Source organism: Pseudoalteromonas sp. APC 3691 (genome assembly GCF_030408135.1).
In the GTDB taxonomy this organism is placed as follows: Bacteria; Pseudomonadota; Gammaproteobacteria; order Enterobacterales; family Alteromonadaceae; genus Pseudoalteromonas.
Window position 1 is genome coordinate 50,232 of record NZ_JASDCB010000002.1, and the last position, 18,858, is coordinate 69,089.

The 18,858-nt window shown below is 40.0% G+C and carries 20 protein-coding genes; 7 read left to right on the forward strand and 13 right to left on the reverse strand.

Translation table 11 applies throughout. From position 1 onward, the window contains the following. Nucleotides 1-185: 185 nt before the first annotated feature. Nucleotides 186-887: a DUF3581 domain-containing protein gene (locus QL998_RS01055; protein WP_024598641.1), complete on the reverse strand. Its 702-nt coding sequence runs from the start codon at nucleotides 885-887 to the stop codon at nucleotides 186-188. A gap of 358 nt (nucleotides 888-1,245) precedes the next feature. Between QL998_RS01055 and QL998_RS01060 the strand changes: the two genes are divergently transcribed. Beyond that, nucleotides 1,246-1,854 (forward strand): CPBP family intramembrane glutamic endopeptidase, encoded by a 609-nt coding sequence (locus QL998_RS01060; RefSeq protein ID WP_290191974.1) that lies wholly within the window; start codon nucleotides 1,246-1,248, stop codon nucleotides 1,852-1,854. A gap of 104 nt (nucleotides 1,855-1,958) precedes the next feature. After that, nucleotides 1,959-2,351 (forward strand): hypothetical protein, encoded by a 393-nt coding sequence (locus tag QL998_RS01065; protein ID WP_024606063.1) that lies wholly within the window; start codon nucleotides 1,959-1,961, stop codon nucleotides 2,349-2,351. Nucleotides 2,352-2,367: 16 nt separating this feature from the next. Here QL998_RS01065 and QL998_RS01070 read toward each other — a convergent pair whose 3' ends face one another. The 5 genes from QL998_RS01070 to proB all read right to left on the reverse strand — a co-directional run bounded on the left by QL998_RS01070 (nucleotide 2,368) and on the right by proB (nucleotide 6,950). Then, nucleotides 2,368-2,667, reverse strand: coding sequence for a 2OG-Fe(II) oxygenase (locus tag QL998_RS01070; RefSeq protein ID WP_290191975.1), 300 nt, complete (start codon nucleotides 2,665-2,667; stop codon nucleotides 2,368-2,370). Nucleotides 2,668-2,830: 163 nt separating this feature from the next. Next, a complete protein-coding gene (gene gltX / locus QL998_RS01075) occupies nucleotides 2,831-4,315 on the reverse strand; it encodes a glutamate--tRNA ligase (protein ID WP_024606065.1) in 1,485 nt (494 codons plus the stop codon). 39 nt (nucleotides 4,316-4,354) lie between these two features. Further along, entirely contained in the window at nucleotides 4,355-4,714 is a 360-nt protein-coding gene (locus QL998_RS01080; protein ID WP_002961611.1) for a glutaredoxin domain-containing protein, read from the reverse strand. Nucleotides 4,715-4,770: 56 nt separating this feature from the next. Further along, nucleotides 4,771-5,745, reverse strand: coding sequence for a GGDEF domain-containing protein (locus QL998_RS01085; RefSeq protein ID WP_290191976.1), 975 nt, complete (start codon nucleotides 5,743-5,745; stop codon nucleotides 4,771-4,773). A gap of 101 nt (nucleotides 5,746-5,846) precedes the next feature. Next, nucleotides 5,847-6,950 (reverse strand): glutamate 5-kinase, encoded by a 1,104-nt coding sequence (proB, locus tag QL998_RS01090; RefSeq protein WP_290191977.1) that lies wholly within the window; start codon nucleotides 6,948-6,950, stop codon nucleotides 5,847-5,849. A 119-nt stretch (nucleotides 6,951-7,069) separates the two neighbouring features. Between proB and QL998_RS01095 the strand changes: the two genes are divergently transcribed. Beyond that, entirely contained in the window at nucleotides 7,070-8,029 is a 960-nt protein-coding gene (locus QL998_RS01095) for a DMT family transporter (protein ID WP_024604368.1), read from the forward strand. Here QL998_RS01095 and QL998_RS01100 read toward each other — a convergent pair. From QL998_RS01100 to pdsO, 3 genes are read right to left on the reverse strand one after another with little or no spacing between them, the layout of a single operon-like run. Further along, entirely contained in the window at nucleotides 7,924-8,529 is a 606-nt protein-coding gene (locus QL998_RS01100; RefSeq protein ID WP_290191978.1) for a class GN sortase, read from the reverse strand. The two genes, QL998_RS01095 and QL998_RS01100, sit on opposite strands and share 106 nt — an antisense overlap. Then, complete coding sequence (locus tag QL998_RS01105) at nucleotides 8,526-10,562, reverse strand: marine proteobacterial sortase target protein (RefSeq protein WP_290191979.1); 2,037 nt, start codon at nucleotides 10,560-10,562, stop codon at nucleotides 8,526-8,528. Before QL998_RS01105 ends, QL998_RS01100 begins: the two co-directional genes overlap by 4 nt. Before the next feature lie 45 nt (nucleotides 10,563-10,607). Continuing rightward, complete coding sequence (gene pdsO / locus QL998_RS01110) at nucleotides 10,608-11,339, reverse strand: sortase-associated OmpA-like protein PdsO (protein ID WP_290191980.1); 732 nt, start codon at nucleotides 11,337-11,339, stop codon at nucleotides 10,608-10,610. 204 nt (nucleotides 11,340-11,543) lie between these two features. Between pdsO and pdsR the strand changes: the two genes are divergently transcribed. The 3 genes from pdsR to QL998_RS01125 all read left to right on the forward strand — a co-directional run bounded on the left by pdsR (nucleotide 11,544) and on the right by QL998_RS01125 (nucleotide 14,817). Next, nucleotides 11,544-12,233 (forward strand): proteobacterial dedicated sortase system response regulator, encoded by a 690-nt coding sequence (pdsR, locus tag QL998_RS01115; RefSeq protein ID WP_290191981.1) that lies wholly within the window; start codon nucleotides 11,544-11,546, stop codon nucleotides 12,231-12,233. After that, complete coding sequence (gene pdsS / locus QL998_RS01120) at nucleotides 12,233-14,371, forward strand: proteobacterial dedicated sortase system histidine kinase (protein ID WP_182196198.1); 2,139 nt, start codon at nucleotides 12,233-12,235, stop codon at nucleotides 14,369-14,371. The genes pdsR and pdsS overlap by 1 nt, the downstream gene beginning before the upstream one ends. 281 nt (nucleotides 14,372-14,652) lie before the next feature. Next, nucleotides 14,653-14,817 carry a hypothetical protein gene (locus QL998_RS01125; protein WP_182196201.1) on the forward strand — a complete coding sequence of 55 codons (165 nt, stop codon included), beginning with the start codon at nucleotides 14,653-14,655 and terminating at the stop codon, nucleotides 14,815-14,817. Between the two features lie 5 nt (nucleotides 14,818-14,822). Here the strand turns inward: QL998_RS01125 and QL998_RS01130 are convergent, their stop codons facing one another. After that, nucleotides 14,823-16,073, reverse strand: a complete 1,251-nt coding sequence (locus tag QL998_RS01130; protein ID WP_290191982.1) for a multifunctional CCA addition/repair protein — start codon at nucleotides 16,071-16,073, stop codon at nucleotides 14,823-14,825. A 132-nt stretch (nucleotides 16,074-16,205) separates the two neighbouring features. Between QL998_RS01130 and QL998_RS01135 the strand changes: the two genes are divergently transcribed. Further along, complete coding sequence (locus QL998_RS01135; protein WP_024598652.1) at nucleotides 16,206-16,433, forward strand: hypothetical protein; 228 nt, start codon at nucleotides 16,206-16,208, stop codon at nucleotides 16,431-16,433. Nucleotides 16,434-16,451: 18 nt separating this feature from the next. Here QL998_RS01135 and QL998_RS01140 read toward each other — a convergent pair whose 3' ends face one another. From QL998_RS01140 to QL998_RS01150, 3 genes are read right to left on the reverse strand one after another with little or no spacing between them, the layout of a single operon-like run. Further along, a complete protein-coding gene (locus QL998_RS01140; RefSeq protein ID WP_076923624.1) occupies nucleotides 16,452-16,952 on the reverse strand; it encodes a DUF1543 domain-containing protein in 501 nt (166 codons plus the stop codon). A gap of 8 nt (nucleotides 16,953-16,960) precedes the next feature. Then, nucleotides 16,961-18,310, reverse strand: coding sequence for a sigma 54-interacting transcriptional regulator (locus QL998_RS01145; RefSeq protein WP_290191983.1), 1,350 nt, complete (start codon nucleotides 18,308-18,310; stop codon nucleotides 16,961-16,963). 2 nt (nucleotides 18,311-18,312) lie between these two features. Then, complete coding sequence (locus tag QL998_RS01150; RefSeq protein ID WP_024598655.1) at nucleotides 18,313-18,858, reverse strand: hypothetical protein; 546 nt, start codon at nucleotides 18,856-18,858, stop codon at nucleotides 18,313-18,315.

Here is an 18,858-nt window from a genome sequence, read left to right on the forward strand (position 1 = left end):
CTTAGCTTTAAAATAACAAAGAGCGCTATTGTACGCATATTACTGTACTGCGTAAATTAACCAGTCCAGAAAAGTATTTAATCGTGGTTGCTCACTTTCGCTTTAGCGCTAAAACAATAAAAAAACCAATAAAAAAGGCGCTAAACAACAGCTGTATTTAGCGCCTTTTATAATTTGCTGTAGCTTTAAGCTGGCTTTAGTGTCGCTTTACGCTCGTTGTAAAACGCTATTAAATCGTCAACTGTTGCTTGGCAGTATTCGCGTATACCCGAAACCACCATGTGCTTTTCACCACTACCCACTTTAACGCCGTTTTCCAACAGGTTAAAACGTAGTGTGATTTTTCCGCGCTTACCAGCATACTCAAAACTAGGCTCTGCAAACTCAAGTTCTGGTTCTGTAATATCAAGATTATCAAGATTGATAAGCATTGATTCGTAAATCACCATCGGACGAGCAGGGTTTATCATTACCTCTTGCTTACCCATTAATGGAATAATTACATGCGGAAAAGTAGTACCAGAAAACTCAACATAATTTTTTATAAGACTATTAGTTAATGCTGGGCATTGGCTGGTTTTACCGCTGCGCTTTACCTTTAAAATTACTTTTTCGCCATTGGTTACATCAAACTCATCAGCTCCCTCAGGAAAATTAAGTTTGGTGTTTTCATCAACCATACCGGCAAAAGTAAATTCCATTTGTTCACTAATACCGTAGCGGTCTAGTACCAATGAAAAAAGTAAGTCTCCTGGCGCGCAAAACTTTTTGGCATCTTTGTCGTGAAGTGGATTGTAATCGTCGGCAACGCATTTAGCGAATCGACAACCCTGCTCACGAGAGATAGAAACATAATCAGCATGCTGCTGAAAAAAAGGACTTAACATAGTTTGTTCACTGCTTAAACTGCTTATAACCTATCTATATTACCAGAAAAAAAATATTGAGAGGTCGAATCTGTTAGATTAATGGCTAAATAAAACAGAGCAATAAAAAACAATGACTTTTTATTTATTAGCGCTATCAATTATATGTGTTTTTCCGTACTGCAAAATATCAATAATGCGACAACCCCTTTGGCACTACTTACTAGCTTTAGGTGTTGTAAGTGCGTATTTTCAAGGTTATATAAATTTATATGCTCTCCTGTTCACTGGGCTTTACGTTGTTTTATACTACTGTGTGCTAAATACAAAGCGGGCAATAATACGCGCTATATTAAGTACTGTTTTTATAGTTTCCTCATTGGCATTAGCACTTCATTGGGTACCTGGTTTTAATAACCTCCCTATTGTTATAGACGAGCGTATTACAAGCGATGCGATTACTTTTACCCTTTATGCTAACTTTGATAAAGCTATGGCTGGGTTATTCCTTTGTGCTTACTTTTATTCGAGTAAAAAAGCTTTAAAAGCAGGCCCATTAAACGTTAAACAACCTATTTTTATAATTATTGCTACTGTTTTAGCTTCGCTCACTGCGGCTTTAACACTTGGACTTGTAAGCTTTAACCCAAAAGTGCCCAACTTTTGGTTAGCCTTTATTGCTATTAATCTTTTATTTACCTGTGTAGCTGAGGAAGCTTTGTTTAGAGGTTTATTACAAACCAAACTTAGCCAAATAATCACATCTCCTCGCCTAGCGCTACTTGCCCCAATAATGACAGCAGCAGTGTTTGCTTTGGCGCATTTTGCTGGAGGATTTAACTATGTATTGGTTTCATTTATTGCAGGCTTAGGATATAGCTATATTTTTTATAAAACGCAGCGCTTAGCGTGGGCTATTTTATGCCATTGGTTAGTTAATGTTTGCCACTTCTTTTTGTTTACTTACCCTATGCTCAGTAAAATCTAAATACATTTACAAATGCTAACAATTTACCTGTTGGCAAACATTGCCAGCATTTGATTTTGTTAGTAATTTACTACTTTAAATAATAAATTAAAGGACTAATAAATATGCCACGTTTTATAATGACAATAACAGTGCTGGCCACAATAACGGGTTGTTCAGGCATGACTTATCATACAGATATAGACAACGGTGTTTTATCTCAAGAAATTGGCACCTACGTTAATAAAAGAGATTTACAGCAATTTTATAGCGACCAAGAAGCACACGAAAGTGGCGCAACACTTTTAGGCCGAATAGAAGGTGAAAGCTGTGATGGCGACGGTATGGGTAACAATAATGTAAGTTACAATCGCTCTAAATCAAACGCGATTGATTTACTTAAAGCTGATGCTATGCGCAGGGGCGGGAATGCTTTTACTATTAATTCTTGTAGTGGAACGTCTGTATCGTACTGCGACTTATCTGTTTTATGCACCGGACAGGCCTACGACTATTAATAAGTAAAAGTGCAAATTATATATTAACCGCAAAGCTCAGTAGCACACGCTTTCCAGACTCGATTTTAAATACGCTGTGTTCGTACTTATCGGGTCTGAACAAATACACGCGATTAAATAAATTTATAATGCATTTTGAGCATTTAAATACCCCACCCGCTTTAGGTTTCTCTAATACAAAATTCAGCTTGTAATAGCGCCCTTGCTGCACAGGGTCAATATGGTTCATTACGCTATGATTAGTTGGGTAAGTAACAAGGTTTATCGAAAATGTGTTACTGCTAAAAATGGCTTTGTTTTTTACAGGTGCAATCATACTGCCTCCTATGAGTTTATATGCCGCATTGTAGCATTTAGTAAATTATGAATACTTTAGTTAAACAATATCAAAATACGATGTCATATAGCTAAACAGCCTGAAACAAAAAAGCCGAACTTATTTTACTAAGCTCGGCTTTTAAAAGTACATTGTTTAGCAATTATGCACTTGGGTATTCGCGGTACGCACGCTCTATATTTTTAGCCTGCTTTTTAGAAATACCTAAATGAGCAAGCGCTACACGTAAACGAGCACGTGATAAGTCAGAGCCTAATATTTCCATGGCATCAAGCACTGACGTACTTGATGTTTTGCCTGTAATTGCGACAAAAATTGGCTCTAAAAAGTCTTTAATTTTAAGCTCGTGGAATGTAGCCACTTCTTTTGCAATTGCAAAAATAGCGGGCTTATCAAAGCTACGCAAGCCTTCAAGCTGCCATACAAAAAATTGTAGCGCTTGGCGAATTACGTTTTCGTCTGCTTTGCCGGCTGTTAATAACGCAGGATCGTAAGTTGGAATTCCGCCTACAAAGTGCCCTGCTAGTTCAACCATATCCGACAGTGTATTAATACGTGTTTTAACTTCTGGTAATATTTTAGCGAGCATTTCGCCGTTAAACTTCCAATCAACAAAGCGCTGAATTAACTGCTCGTCGGTTAGGTTTTCGCGGATCCACATGCCGTTTAACCAGCTTAGTTTATCTACGTCAAATACCGGACCACCAAGCGATACACGCTTCATGTCAAAGTTTTCAATCATTTCATTAAGTGTGAATTTTTCACGCTCATCTGGCATTGACCAACCCATACGACCTAAGTAGTTAAGTACGGCTTCTGGCAGGTAACCCATTTCTTTATAGTAGTTAATAGACGTTGGATTTTTACGCTTAGATAGCTTTGATTTATCTGGGTTACGTAGTAATGGTAAATGACCAAGTACCGGCGCTTCCCAACCAAAATCTTCGTAAAGTTTTAATAACTTAGGTGCTGAGTTAATCCATTCTTCGCCACGGAAAATATGACTAATTTGCATATGGTGGTCATCAACTACGTTCGCTAAAAAGTACGTTGGGAAACCATCCGCTTTTAAAAGCACTTGCATGTCTACGTTTTCCCACGGGATCTCAATTTCATCTCGTAGGTAGTCGTTAAACTTAAATGTGCCTTCGCTTGGGATTTTCATACGTATAACGTAAGGTTTGCCTGCCGCTAAGTTTGCTTTAATTTCTTCATCTGTATGGTTTAAACCACGACCGTCGTATTTAGGGCGCAAGCCTTCTGCCATTTGCTCTTCACGCATTTGATCAAGCTCTTCGCTTGTTGCAAAGCAGTAAAACGCTTTACCATCGTCAACTAACTGATGCGCGTATTTTTTATATAAATCGCTACGCTCAGATTGACGGTAAGGACCAAATTCGCCACCCACATCAGGACCATGATCCCACTCAAGCCCTAACCAGCGTAAGCTATCCATAATCGCAAGTTCAGACTCTGGCGTGCTACGTACTTGGTCTGTATCTTCAATACGAAGTACAAATTCACCGCCTTGTTGTTTAGCAAAACAGTAGTTAAATAAGGCGATATAAGCGGTGCCAAGATGCGGGTCACCAGTTGGCGACGGGGCAACACGGGTGCGAATTGTCATGGTAAATTCTCTTTAAATAAGTGAGATAATAAAAGTGGTTTATGCAGCTACTTTGTTTAAGTAAGCAATAATATCGTTTGATTCATACAGCCATTGTACTTGGCCATTTTTCTCTATACGCAGACAAGGCACTTTAACTTTGCCGCCTTGTTCAAGAAGCTCTTGACGATATTGCTCATTATTTTTTGCATCACGCGTTTCTATGTTTAAGCCTTCGCGCTTAATGGCGCGACGTACTTTTACACAAAACGGGCATGCTTTAAATTGGTACAGTTTAAATTGTGAGGTTTGCTGATCAAGCTGTGCTTGCTCGTCGCTTGCACGCTTTTTACTGCGAGGAGTAAATACAAAATTAAAGAATAAGATTATACAACCTAAAAACCAACGAACTAATTTCATGTTCTGTGCTCTGCTTACAACAATTTAAGGAGCCAGATTTTAGCACAAATTTACAATCAAAAAAGCTCAATACTGTTATCTATCTTTGGTTCGTTATTAACTTCTAATTCACTGTAGGAGGTAACTCTATTACGACCAGCATTTTTAGAGTAGTAAAGCGCTAAATCAGCCTGGTTTACAATACTCGATACAGTATCAATACTCAATAACTCTAAAAAACCAATGCTAATGGTTAATTGGCCAATTTGTGGAAAAGGGTATTGGGCAACATTAAGGCGTAACCGGTTAAGTGCAACATGTGCATCACCCTCTGTTTCTGCTTGAAATAACATAGCAAATTCTTCACCACCATACCTAAATACATAGTCTTCTATTCTAAAATTATTTTTTAGTAGCCGTGCAATAAGTAAAATAACCTCATCGCCAATTACATGCCCGTAGTTATCATTAATATTTTTAAAGTTGTCGATATCGGCAATAGCTAAATACCAACGTCGCTTTTTATTGTTATCATTTCTTGGTAACAAAAAACCGTTACCCGATACAATCTCAATTACTTTTTTATCAAATGTTTGCCTATTTAAAAGCTCTGTAAGTGGATCTAACCGCGACTTATATAATAGCCCAAGCTGATTAGCATAAATATTTAAAATATGTACAGCTAACATAGTTGTTCGTTCTGGTAATTCTTGCTCGGTTTCTATTAATAAAGTGCCGACTACTTTTCCAAAATGATAAATAGGCACGTAACTTGTAGTACTACTAAAGGCATAGCTCACCCTAATTTTATTTTGAGTGACCTTTTGTAATAACAATGATGCTTCATCTGGGCTTAATTGCTCTAAATTACTATTTGAATTTATAAGAGTAGGGGGTATGGGGGCTGAAAAATTTTTATTGACGTAAATGGCAAAATTATCAACTTCGAGCAAGTCGCCAATTATTTGTATTAATGCGCTATCTAAATCACTTTCTTCCTCTTGCTGGGTAAGCTTAATAATCCATTCGTGCCCACACTTATTTGCCTTCATTACACTGCCTAAACTAATTAAACTTTTATTAGTCTAGACAATACTCATGAATTTACTAAGTTATGAGGTAATACTTATTAACTAATCCTTTAGAACAGGTATTAAAGTAATACTAAGTCGTCGCGATGCAATACTTCTGCACCACTATCGTATTCAAGTAACTCACCTATTTGATTTGAATGTGCGCCTTTGATTTTATTTACCTCGGTACTGCTAAAACGCGTTAAGCCACGTGCAATCACTTGATTTTTAGTATCTATTAAATCAATTAAATCGCCTCTTTCAAAACGTCCAAGTGCATTAGTAACGCCTTTAGCAAGTAAGCTTGCACCTTTATTTTGAAGGGCACTAATAGCACCTGTATCTATAACAATTTGGCCGGTACTTTTAGGCCCAGCTAGTAGCCATTTTTTACGGCCATCTTTTGGGGCGGTGAGTTTTAAAAAGCGTGTGCCTGGTAACTCGTCACTCATGCATTTTAAAATAACGTTTTTACCTGCGCCTTTAGCAATAATAACTTCAACGCCTGCACGCCTTGCAATGTCGGCGGCTTGCAGTTTAGTCGCCATGCCGCCAGTACCTAAGTTTGTACCACTGCCACCAGCAAGTTGGCGCAGCTCATCGTTTATATGTGTTACTTCACCAATGAGGGTGGCATCGGCGTTTGTGCGCGGATCGCTGGTAAATAAGCCTTCTTGATCGGTAAGTAGCAATAGTTTATTAGCATTAGCCAAAATAGCGACAAGCGCCGATAAATTATCGTTGTCGCCTACTTTTATTTCACTGGTAGCGACTGCGTCATTTTCGTTAATGATGGGTACAACGTCGTAATTTAATAACGCATTGAGTGTATCGCGGGCATTAAGGTAGCGCTCTCTGTCGTCTACATCAGCGCGAGTAAGCAGCATTTGTCCTACATTTATCCCATATAAACCAAACAAGCTCTGCCAAATATGAATAAGTTGACCTTGTCCAATTGCAGCAAGCATTTGTTTATCAATTAAGCTTCTGCCACAGGGTTTTAATAGCTGTTCACGCCCAGCAGCTACCGCGCCGCTCGATACTAAAATAACGTGATGCCCCAGCTTTTTAAGCTCGCAGCATTGGCGTACTAATTCAACCATGTGCGCTTTATCTAGTTTATCGGTGCCGCCAGTAAGTACGCTTGTACCAAGCTTTACAACTATTACCTGTTCCCTTTGCATGTGCTTTTTACTAATCATTAATTAAAGATGAATTAATTTATACCAGCTCGGTATTTTTGAACAAGTTAAAAATATTCATGCTAGGATCTGATTTTATTAAATTATATAAATTACTCTCTATGCCTGCCAGTTTGTGTTTAATTATTGCCACCTTTTTATGGGGCAGCTCTTTTATAGCGCTTAAATATGCCATTGCCATTTACGACCCTGCCTTGGTAATATTTTTACGCATGCTCACCACGTTAGTTTTATCGCTTTGCTTATGGCGCTACGTTATTCGATTTGAGTATTTAAAAGGTGATTGGAAGTATTTAGTGGGTATGTCGCTTGCTGAGCCTTGCTTGTACTTTTTATTTGAAGGCCACGCAATGGAATATACATCAGCCTCGCAGGCGGGTGTTATTGTGTCGTGCTTGCCTATAATTATTGCGCTGCTTGCCTTTTTATTACTTAAAGAATACATAAGCAAAGCCATTGTTGTTGGCTTTACGCTGTGTATTGGCGGCAGTATTTTACTTACGCTTCTTTCACCCAATTCTGAGCAAGCACCTAATCCGTTACTAGGTAACTTTTTAGAGCTGATGGCTATGGTGTGCGCTGCATTTTATACCGTAAGTATTAAGCATTTAGCTAATCGCTACTCCCCCCTTACTTTAATTGCACTTCAAGGTATTAGCGGCAGCTTGTTTTTTGCACCTTTTTTGTTTTTTATCGATCTACCAAGCGAAAACCAACACGACTTAACCGCGCTTATGAGTATTTTATATTTAGGTTCGTGTGTAACCCTTGGCGGCTACGGCATGTACAATTATGCTATTAGCAAAGTATCGGTATTAACCGCGGCTGCGTACTCTAATTTAATTCCTATTTTTACACTTATTTTGTCAGCTATTATTTTGGGCGAAGTGCTCAACGTGTGGCAATGGTTGAGCATATTTGTGGTATTTATTGGTGTAATGGTAAGCCAGCGCCATCAAGAACTTGTAGTTGATATACCACTTAGTGAATCGGGCGAAGACATTTGCGCAGATACAAGCAATCTTAAATCAGTACCTGAGGCAAGCGAATCAAAAGGGTAACAGGTAAGCAAGTACAATCCAGGTGTTTGTAAAAAGTCATGTTGAGATTGATGAATAACCTCAATCCCTGTTACCTTATAATTTTGTATCACCCCACTTTGCAGTTGCAAAGTAAACGCCTCTCCCACTTTTGCGTTTTGTAAAAATGCAAAGTGGGTGTCGTTATGCCCTGCTATTAGTGCGCCTTTTTCGTTTCCAAATTCTTTTCCGCCAAGCTCCCCTGAGGGTAAAAACTGGCTAGGCGCAAACGCTAAATTACGACCACTCGCTCCAGCCAATACACTTAATGTTTTATTATGACTTGGCCAATCAAGCTTTGCAGTAACGTAGCTGTCGGCGTAATACCACGGCTTTACCTTAGTGCCGGGTGATTTAAGCGCCTCTTGCCATGCTTGTTCAATTAATACTTGAGCAAGCCACGCTTTTGCCTGCATATAAGCGCCGTGCCCAAATAATCCAAGCCCAGCTATTAGTAAGCACGCGCTTAGCCACTTTTTCATTTATGCTCCCTACTTAATTTAAGCCCTCGGTTTATTTTAAGCGCGCCAAATCCTAATAATAAAATACAGCCTAATACTATATGCAGCCTGCTTTGCCCATCGGTTTGTGGTAAACGCATTGCCATACCTTGGGGTACTACATTAGTAGCTTGCGCCGTTTGCTCTGCCACTTCTTTTATTTGAGTTTGTTCAATCGCTATAAAAGCAGTAAACGGGCTAAGTAATTGATGAGTAAGTGCGAGCTGCTGTACTTCATCTTTAACTGTATTTTGCTCGTTGTATAAAAGTAATGACTTAATTTTTTGTCGTGCCCACAGTTTTGCTATACCTTTTGCATCTGAGCTATTTTGTGTACTTAATTTAATACTTAAAGGCCCTTGTGCAGTTTGCCCAGCAAGTACCACTCTTTTAGTATTATTAAGTTTTATAGCGACCATAATAGGCTCACCAAAATATAAATCAGGTAGTGGTGATGGCCAAAAATCTAAGCTGTTACCGCTTTCATCGCTTAGCGCCAAATTAGTAATAGCCGGATGTGCAAGCTTATCAAACAACTGCTGCATTTTAGGTTGCACCTCGCTTGTGCTGCCTATAAACGTAAATGAGCCTTTGCCTATATCTGCCGCTCGGCGCATAAAAAAGCTGTTAGGTGCGCTGCCAATACCCACTGTAAATAAGCGGCTATCGCCTAATTTACTTTGAATATTTTTAAACAATGCGTCTTCATTACTTACGCTGCCATCGGTTAAAAATACAACTTGGCGTACAAAACCATCAAACTCGCTGCCATCAAGTACGGCATTAAGGGCACCTTGTATTTCAGTGCCGCCGTCGGCTTCTAGGCTATAAATAAATCGCTCTGCACGGCGTAAATTAAAGTCGCTGGCTATAAGTGGTTTATCGCTCATTGGAGTCACTATGTTATCAAAACCAATTATGTTAAAGCTGTCGTCGCTATCAAGTAATGAAAGCGCATAAAACAAGGCTTTTTTAGCTTGCTCCATAGATTGCCCGTGCATAGAGCCTGACGTATCAACTACAAATACCATTTCGCGAGGTAATCGCTGAGTTTGTGTAAAGTGATCCCCTGGTGGCATTAGCATAGCAAGCCCGTATCGGTCACCATTTTCAAACTGCTGAGTAAAAAATGCGGCTTGAGCTTGCTCTTTTTGCAATGGTTTAAACTCCAGTACAAAGTCGCGATTAACTGCATTTTTCTCATTTAACGCTATTTTATATTGCCCAAACGCGGTGTTTTGCACATTAACATTATGAAATTTAGAATTGATATCCACCAGCTCTAAGCCCACGTCTATATCAATGTTTAAGCTAAATTGGCTACTTGGTGCGTTATCAGTTTGAGTACTATTTTGAGTGATGTTTTGAGTGCTGTAAACAGGGCTCAACCATCCCGTTGGGAGCGGATTAACATGCGTTTGGTTTTGAGTATTAACTTCAACTTCACCACTAATTGCGTGATAACGCGGTGTAATGGTAGTAGGAAACCTAATAGCAAATGTGCCGCTGCTGTAGTCAATTATTTCTTGATACTCAAGCTCAATAATTACTTGCTCACCAGGACCAATATTCGCCACATTCGTAATAAACATATTGGCGCGTTGCTGGCGTACGAGTGCCGCTTGCTTGCCTGCTTTTTTAGCCTCCTCGTATTTTTTTTCAGCTTCCACTTTTTTATCAATTTGGCCTTTAATGACTCGCTCACCTATACGCATCGTCATGGCATGTACGGCGCTTTCATCTGGCAGTGGAAAAACATAGCGCGCATTAACCGCAAACGGGTTTTCGTTTTGATAGGTTTGCGTTACTACAACATGATTAATCAGGCCGGTTAAGGTCATATTGGCGTCGCTTTTTAATATTATTGCTGGCCCTGCTGGCGCACCATTGCTATCAAAAAGCTCTAACTTGGGTGATTGCGCATGGCTTTTAAAGCTCGCTAACAGCACAATCACTATGAATATAAAAATGCTTACTTTAGTAAGCATTTTGGTTGGTTTACTCAATTTAAACATAAATCACTCCATCGAACGCTTAGCTTTACTTAGATTCAGTTAGGTTTAGTTACTCGCCGTTTGGCCATTTACACTATTCATTGAGCGAGTGGTAAGCGTTACGCGTCTATCAAAAAAGTTATCTTCCACCGTGTTGCTGTTAGCCAATGTTTGCTGCTCGCCAAATGCCTGCGTACTTAAGCGTTTGTGGCTCACACCGTGTTTTATTAAATAGCTTTGCACGGCATTTACACGCGCTTTAGAAAGTAAAAGGTTAGCTTGCTCATCGCCGCGTTGATCGGCAAAGCCACTTAAATCAAGTGCGAGTTGTGGTTGGTTGTTTAACAAGGTAACTAGTTGGTCTAGCTGCAGTGCAAAATGCGGGGCAATAACGCTTGAGCCTGTTTTAAATTGCACCGTCATGGCTAATAAGTTATTAATTTGAACTTGAGTTAACTGCTCATTTTGATTGGCAAGTACTTCTAACTGCTGCTCTAACATATTGTTGTGGTTAAGCACGTGTTGGTAATCGCTGGTTTTTTCTTTCATGACCGTAATGGCACGCTCTTGCTCTGCAATTTTGTTATCAGCTACTTTTGAATCACCTATTAAACCACCGGCAAATGCCCCAATAAACGCACCAATTGGCCCGCCCACTACGCCGCCAATAATAGCGCCTGCACCTAGCCCAATAGCCGTTTCTTTATGGGCTTCTTTTGATGGCGTGTTAGATGTTGAGGCAATTGCTGGAGTACAAAAACTAGCAACGAGTGTTAACGCAATTAATGTCTTCTTCATGATTTAATCCTTAAACTTACTTTTTAATTTGTGATGTTTTGTTTTGATGGGTGTATTAAAACAAGCTCAAGTGGCAATAAAGGGGATCAAAAATGGCAAACTGCTGAGCAATTGTGGCAAAAAAATGGCAATTGCCTTTTTAAGCGTACTTAGCTTAAAAACTTCGATATAGTGCACAGCAGAGCCGATAGGATAATGATTAAGATGAAAAAAATAGCCATCGTTGAAGATGAACCCGCAATCCGCGAAAACTACATAGAAATGCTGAGCGGACAGGGCTACCAAGTAAGTGGCTTTGCCGATCGCGCTTGCGCAGAAGCTGAATTTAAAAATGCCCTGCCCGATTTAGCCATTGTTGATATTGGCCTAGGCCATGAAATAGATGGTGGTTTTTTACTGTGCCAAACATTGCGATCGCTTTCTAAAACACTGCCTATTATTTTTTTAACCGCCCGCGATAGCGAAATAGATACCGTATGCGGCCTGCGCATGGGCGCCGACGACTACCTAACAAAAGACATAAGCTTGGCTCACTTGGCTGCACGTATTGGTGCGCTGTTTCGCCGAATGGAAGCACTTGAGCAACCCGCTGATGCAAACGCACTCATAACACGCGGGCAATTAACGCTCGACACACAACGTATGCAGGTATTTTGGCAACAACAATTAGTTGATTTAACCGTAACCGAATTTTGGATGCTGCATTCACTCGCCCAGCGACCAGGCCATGTTAAAAGCCGTAACGAATTAATGAGCGATGCTAAAATTTATGTAGACGACAGCACCATTACTTCACACGTAAAACGTATCCGTAAAAAGTTTATAGCACTCGACAGCGCCTTTGATTGCATAGATACCGTGTATGGCATGGGCTATCGGTGGGAACAACACTAATGCTACGATTTGGTCTGCGCAGTAAATTTATATTACTTTCATGTTTTTTGTTTTTGCTGCCGTGGCTTGGCTACGAGTACGTATGGGAAATGGAAAAGTTTTTACGCCAAGGCCAAGAAAAAACCCTCGTAGGCACTACTCGCGCACTTGCTACTGCACTACATGAGCGCCCCGCATTATTTGACGAGCAAACCAACTTTTTAGACCAAGTAGTAAAAGGCCGCGATTTATACGCTTATAATCTTAAAAATCCTATTCAGCTCGACGGTAAACTTAACGATTGGGACAACTACCAACCGCTATTTTGGCATTACGACAAGCGCTACTTACAAAAAACAGATAACAAACATCAAGCCAGTGACTTATCGTTTGATCATATGGTGGGAAAGTTTGATAACTACTTATACGCCGCATTTAAAGTCACCGACAATACCCTTATTTATCGCGCTAAAAATAGCTTAAGCATTACTAATAACGATTATTTACAAATTGGCCTAAAAACGCCTGACGGCCAGTTTAATACTTACATTATTGCGCCACGCCAAAACGGCTGGGTTAATGCGTTTGATGCAAAAACCAAAGCCCCTTTTACTAAAATCCAGGGCTATTTTGAAAGTACCGAATCTGGTTATAACGTAGAGCTGCGTTTTCCTATTAACATGCTGGGCAACAAACTTGGCTTTGCCATTGTTGATGTTGATAATAAAGAGGCGTTGTTAGAGCCTAAAATAATGTCGACCTCAAACTTAAATAACCCAAACGATTTAGGCTCGGTACTCGTACCTTCCCCAGAAATTAGCCGTATTTTAAAAGGCATGGGCCACAGTGGTAGCCGCATTTGGGTAGTTGATAACCATCATCGCGTACTTGCACAATCGGGTACTATTCAAAATGCAGATGGCGTATGGGCTGATGGGCTTGCTAACCAAGCACCTAAAACTTGGTGGCAGCGCTTTGAGCAAAATTACTTGCACCCAATTTACTATAAAATATTAACGCGCCCCGAAAATGAGTTTTTAGATACCCTGCACGATGTAGCTTCTATGCAGGGCACACATTTAGCTAAAGCATTAAAAGGGCAACCAGCATCGTCTTGGCGCTTAACTCCCGACAGCAAAGCTGTTATTTTATCGGCCGCTTACCCTATTTGGATCCAAGACCAAGTAATTGGTGCAGTAATAGCAGAGGAAACCACTAACGGCGTACGTACGCTACGTAATAAATCGCTCGAAAAACTGTTCAACGTTATTTTAGCCGTAATGCTAATTGGTACTGTCACCTTGTTCTTTTTTGCCTCGCGTATATCGAACCGAATTAGGCGACTGCGCGATACTGCTGAACAAGCAATTGATGCACAAGGGCGTGTTACCGGCAGTATTAATTACAGCGATGCTAACGATGAAATTGGCGATCTGTCTCGTAGTTTTTCAAACATTGTTAGTCGACTTGGTGGCTATACCGATTACTTAGAAAATATGTCGTCGCGATTATCACACGAGCTGCGCACGCCGGTTGCCGTAGTACGCTCGTCACTCGAGAACTTACAAAGCTTGCCGCAAAACGAGCTGAGCCAAAAATATCTCGATCGCGCCAGCGAAGGAGTTGAACGCTTAGGTAAAATAATAACCACCATGAGCGAAGCCACCCGCCTTGAACAAAGTATTCAAAGCAACGAACCTGAGCCTTTTGATTTACAAAAAGTAATAAATGGCTGCATGCAGGGCTATCAGCTTACTTACCCACACCAGCTATTTACGCTTGATGTATGCCAAAACAAATTACCTATGCAAGGTGCACCGGAGTTTATAGCTCAGCTACTTGATAAGCTTATTAATAACGCGCTGGAGTTTAGTGAAGCCAATACGGCTATTAATGTAGGCCTTAAGCAGAGCGAAAATAAAGCAATATTAACAGTGAGTAACACAGGGCCCGCGTTACCCGAAGGATTAACTGAACATATTTTTGACTCTATGGTGTCGGTACGTAGTCAGCAAATGCAGCAACAGCCACATTTGGGGTTAGGTCTTTATATTGTAAGGCTGGTGTGCGACTACCATAAAGGCAGTGTAACAGCGCAAAATAACGAGCAAGGTGATGGTGTCGTATTTACCGTAACGCTGCCGTTAGTTACTGGCTAAGGCTGTATTTTTACCATTATATTTGTACCGTTATATTTATAGCTACAGCATTATATGCAAATAGTAATTACGCAATAAATTAAATTCAGCTGTATATTTTTAGTTAAAAATAGTTACTTTAATTTACCTTAACTCCATATAAATTAACAAATAAACCCCTCTCACCCCTCAAAACCTGCCAGTTACAATTTAGTACAACTTCAAATGTAACTATTCACTTTTAATTCAGTCGAATGACCATACCCTACATCATATTAAAGTATTAAATTGAAGGAATACTCATGAAACCATCACTAGAGCGTGAAGAACTAGACTTTATTTTTGACTTATACAGGCCCTCTAAAAAACCCAAGTCTGAAGAGGTAAAACCAAAAAACACCAATTACAAAGAGCTAAGAAAGCACGACGCGACTAAAAACCAAGGCGTATCGCACTACTTAGTCTAATTTTATTACGCTTGGGGCTTCTCATGTTCTAAAAATGCTTTAATGCAGTTTATTTCTGCAAGTTTTACTTCTTCGCCTATTTCAGGGCCTTTTTTGCCATTTTTAAGTGCATTTTGCACTACTTGTTTCTTATCCATTTTTTGCAGTTCAGTATGAATTGCTCGCAGTTTAGCTGCTTGCGGGTATGGCTTATCAACAAGTGTTTCACCACGCCCTTGTGCATCGCATTGGCATGCTTGGGTAAACGCCATAAAACGTTCTGGGTGTACCAACGCATTTAAGTTAGTCACTATTAGCTTGTGAATGGTTTGCGGCCTTAACTGGTCAATCGTGTGGCAAAGGGTGTGATTATCACTGGTGAGTACACCAACATCGCGAAAACGGTTAGGCACTTTTAAGCGCTCACAAAACGCCTCAATAACTGCAACACCTTCGCGTTCGTGCCCACGTAGGTTTCCATATTTTTTAAAACTAAGCGCTTTTCCAAAATCATGGGTTAGTGCAGCAAAACGTGTTTCTAAATTAAAATTTAAATCGGCTGCACGCCTAAGTACCAGCATAGTATGTACAAATACATCACCTTCAGGATGATGGTTTGCCGGTTGCGGTACGTTAACCATGCGCTCAAGTTCTGGAAAAATACCTAAGCCTTGCAGTGCTTCAAAATAAAGCTCAGGGTGCTTTTCACCCAGTGCTTTTTCAGTTTCAAGCCACACGCGCTCAGGTACTAAATGATTTAGCTCACCTTTATTTTTAAGCTCGCGCATTAATGCATACGTACTTGGGTGAATACGCCAATCACTGCCATAGCGCGCTAAAAAACGGGCAATACGCAGTACTCGAACAGGGTCTTCTACAAATGCCTCAGTGGTGTGGCGCAGTGTTTTATTTTGTAAGTCAGCTTGGCCATTAAACGGGTCAATAATATTACCGTGTTCATCAAGCGCCATTGAATTTATGGTTAAATCGCGTCTTGCTAAATCTTCTTCGAGCGTTACCGTTGGGCTGGCATCAACCACAAAGCCAGTATAGCCTTTGCCGCTTTTACGCTCTGTACGCCCAAGTGCATATTCTTCTTTTGTTTTTGGGTGTAAGTAAACCGGAAAATCGCTACCTATTGGTACAAAACCTAGCGACTGCATTGTTTCTGGCGTTTCACCAATCACTACATAATCGTTATCTTTTGATTTTATATTTAGCAGCTTGTCGCGAACTGCCCCACCAACGAGGTAAACTTGTTTTAAGTTACTTTTCACTTTATTCCCATAAACATTAATAAAATTGTTTGATGTTAATCATAACATTAATTAAAAAATTCTGCGGTGTTTGCCAAGCTCAAGTAAGCTCATTACAATGGCGCATTATTTTCAGCTATAGCCTCACAATTAATGAAAAACCATTCATCAAAAAAAGAACTTATGTTACTACCCATTTTATTAATGGTTATTTTAATGTGTGTGGCGGGTCACTTTTTACTACAAGCAAATTTTCAAGACAGTAATATGGTTGAATACATGTTAGCAGCACTGCCGTTTGCTATGTTTGGATTGGTTATTGTGGCGTTTAAAATGGCGGCTAAAAGCGAAAAGGATGAACAAAACGAGCAGGACTCTTAATCCTGCTTTTTGGCTGATTTAAAGTACGTGGTAGCCAAACCAGTCTGGCTTTATCGGCTGCGATATACCGCTGGGCGTGAGTTTAATGTTTAGCTGGCTATCGAGTAAATCAATGGCAAAGCAATCGTCTACGTCATGTAAATCATCTTTATGAATATGGCTAAGGCCTGCAAGTAAATCGTTTTTAGCACGCTCTTTAGCTTCATGGCTACTACTTGCAACATACAACGCAAAGTCGTGTTGCTCAGCCATAGAATCACTTCTGTAAGCGCCTAAATTTACAAAATAGAGTTGTTTATTTTGCTCCACATAGCTATCGACTACTTCTACTTTAAAGCCATCAATATGATTAATTGCCATGTAACTATCCATGTGAACACTACTTCTGTCGCCTACCCACTGGCTTTTTAACTTTGAGTAGGTTTGCTCTATATTCTCCCCTACAACAAAACGAATATCATGCATTTCAATGTGGCAACCTCGAATCCGGCCACCTAAATAAACCATAAATAACTGCATGCTTTTCCTTAACCTAAATTATCAACATCAATATTATGCTTTTTAATCAACTTATAAAAATCTGAGCGGTTACGTTTAGCAAGCTTAGCGCCTTCGGCTACGTTACCACCTGCCATTTTTAAAGTGTTAATTACATAGTCGCGCTCAAACTCTTTTTTAGCGTCGTTTAGTGATAATGGTTCTACATTTGTTTCGTTACTATTTAGCGCTGCTAACACTAAGTGCTCTGAAATAACATCGCTTGGCGTTAATGCTACAACCTGCTCTACTACGTTTTGTAGTTGGCGGATATTACCTGGCCAGTCGTAACGCACAAGCGCATGCATAGCATCGCTTGCAAAGTGTTTTTCAGTTTGCTTCATGCGCTTAGCAATGCTTGCACTAAAGTGCTGTACTAATAAGCTTATATCTTCGCGGCGCTCACACAGTGGCGGTAATTTTAAATTAACTACGTTTAAACGGTAGTATAAATCTTCTCTAAAGTGTTGGTTTAAAATAGCTTCAGGAAGATTTTTATGTGTAGCCGACACTATGCGTACATCAATTGCTATTTCTTCTTGAAAGCCCACCGGGCGAATTGTTTTTTCTTGTAATACGCGCAGTAACTTAACCTGCAAGTTAAGTGGCATATCACCTATCTCGTCTAAAAATAACGTGCCGCCCTCAGCTTGTTGAAACAACCCTTGGTGATCTTTAATTGCGCCTGTAAAAGAGCCTTTTTTATGACCAAATAATTCGGACTCTAAAAGCTCCCCTGGTACAGCGCCGCAGTTAATTGCAACAAAAGGTCCGTTACTTACATGGCTATGTTGATGAATCGCCTGTGCGAGTAGCTCTTTACCTGTACCACTAGCCCCCGAAATCAATACATTAACTTGTGTTGGCCCAAGTAGTTTTACTTGCTCAAGCAAGTGAAGCATTGTGCCGCTACGCGTAACTATATTACTTTTAGGTGCGGCTTCATCAGCGTTAACACCGTGAATTTCTATCGCTTTAGCAAGGCTGTCAAATAGCTCATCTTTATCTACAGGTTTAGTTATAAATGCAAAAATGCCCTGCTTAGTTGCCTCTACTGCATCAGGAATTGAACCGTGCGCTGTCATCATAATGACAGGTAATGCAGGGTAGCGGCTTTGCAACTGACGATGCAGCGCCATGCCATCCATTTCATCCATACGCAAGTCGGTTATTACGGCGTCAAACACTTGGCTTTTAAGTATTTGTAGTGCGGTTAAGCCGCTTTCACAGGTCGTTACTTCGTACCCTTTTGATTCGATACGAATAGCGAGCAGTTTTAATAAGCTAGCGTCGTCGTCAACGAGTAATACTTTTGCACCTTGCACTTTAGTTGCTGCCATAGTTACTGCTCCTTAGTTTCTTCTCGTAGTAAAAGCTGCTGCTCAATTGTTGCTAACGATGAGAGGGTTTCTTGCATTTTATTGTTAAGTGCTTGTTGCTCTTTTTTAGCATTTATTTGCATAGTCACTTGTTGCTTTTGAAGCCATAAATATTGCTTTATATCATCTGGCCAAAAGTAAGCAAGATCGAGTTTTAGCAACTTAGTCATTACCGTATTTGGATCATCATTTATGTTTAAGCACATAAATTTAAAAAAGCGTTTAAGATCGTTTTCGCCTGTAAAAATATCTTTTTTTGGCACCAATTTAAATCCGCCACACTGATTAGCGTGCCATGCAATAACTTGCTCTGCTGGAGGGTAGCTAGGTTCTATTTTTGGTCTGGGTTTTGGGCTTGGTTTGCTGTTTTTGTCGTTTTTTATTTTAGTATCGACCACAGGTGCAGGTGTAATTGACACACGCTCTTCTTGCCCATTATTAATTTCACAACCAGATATAACCATGCTGCTACTGAGCACACATAAAATAGCGATTAAACGCAAGCGCAT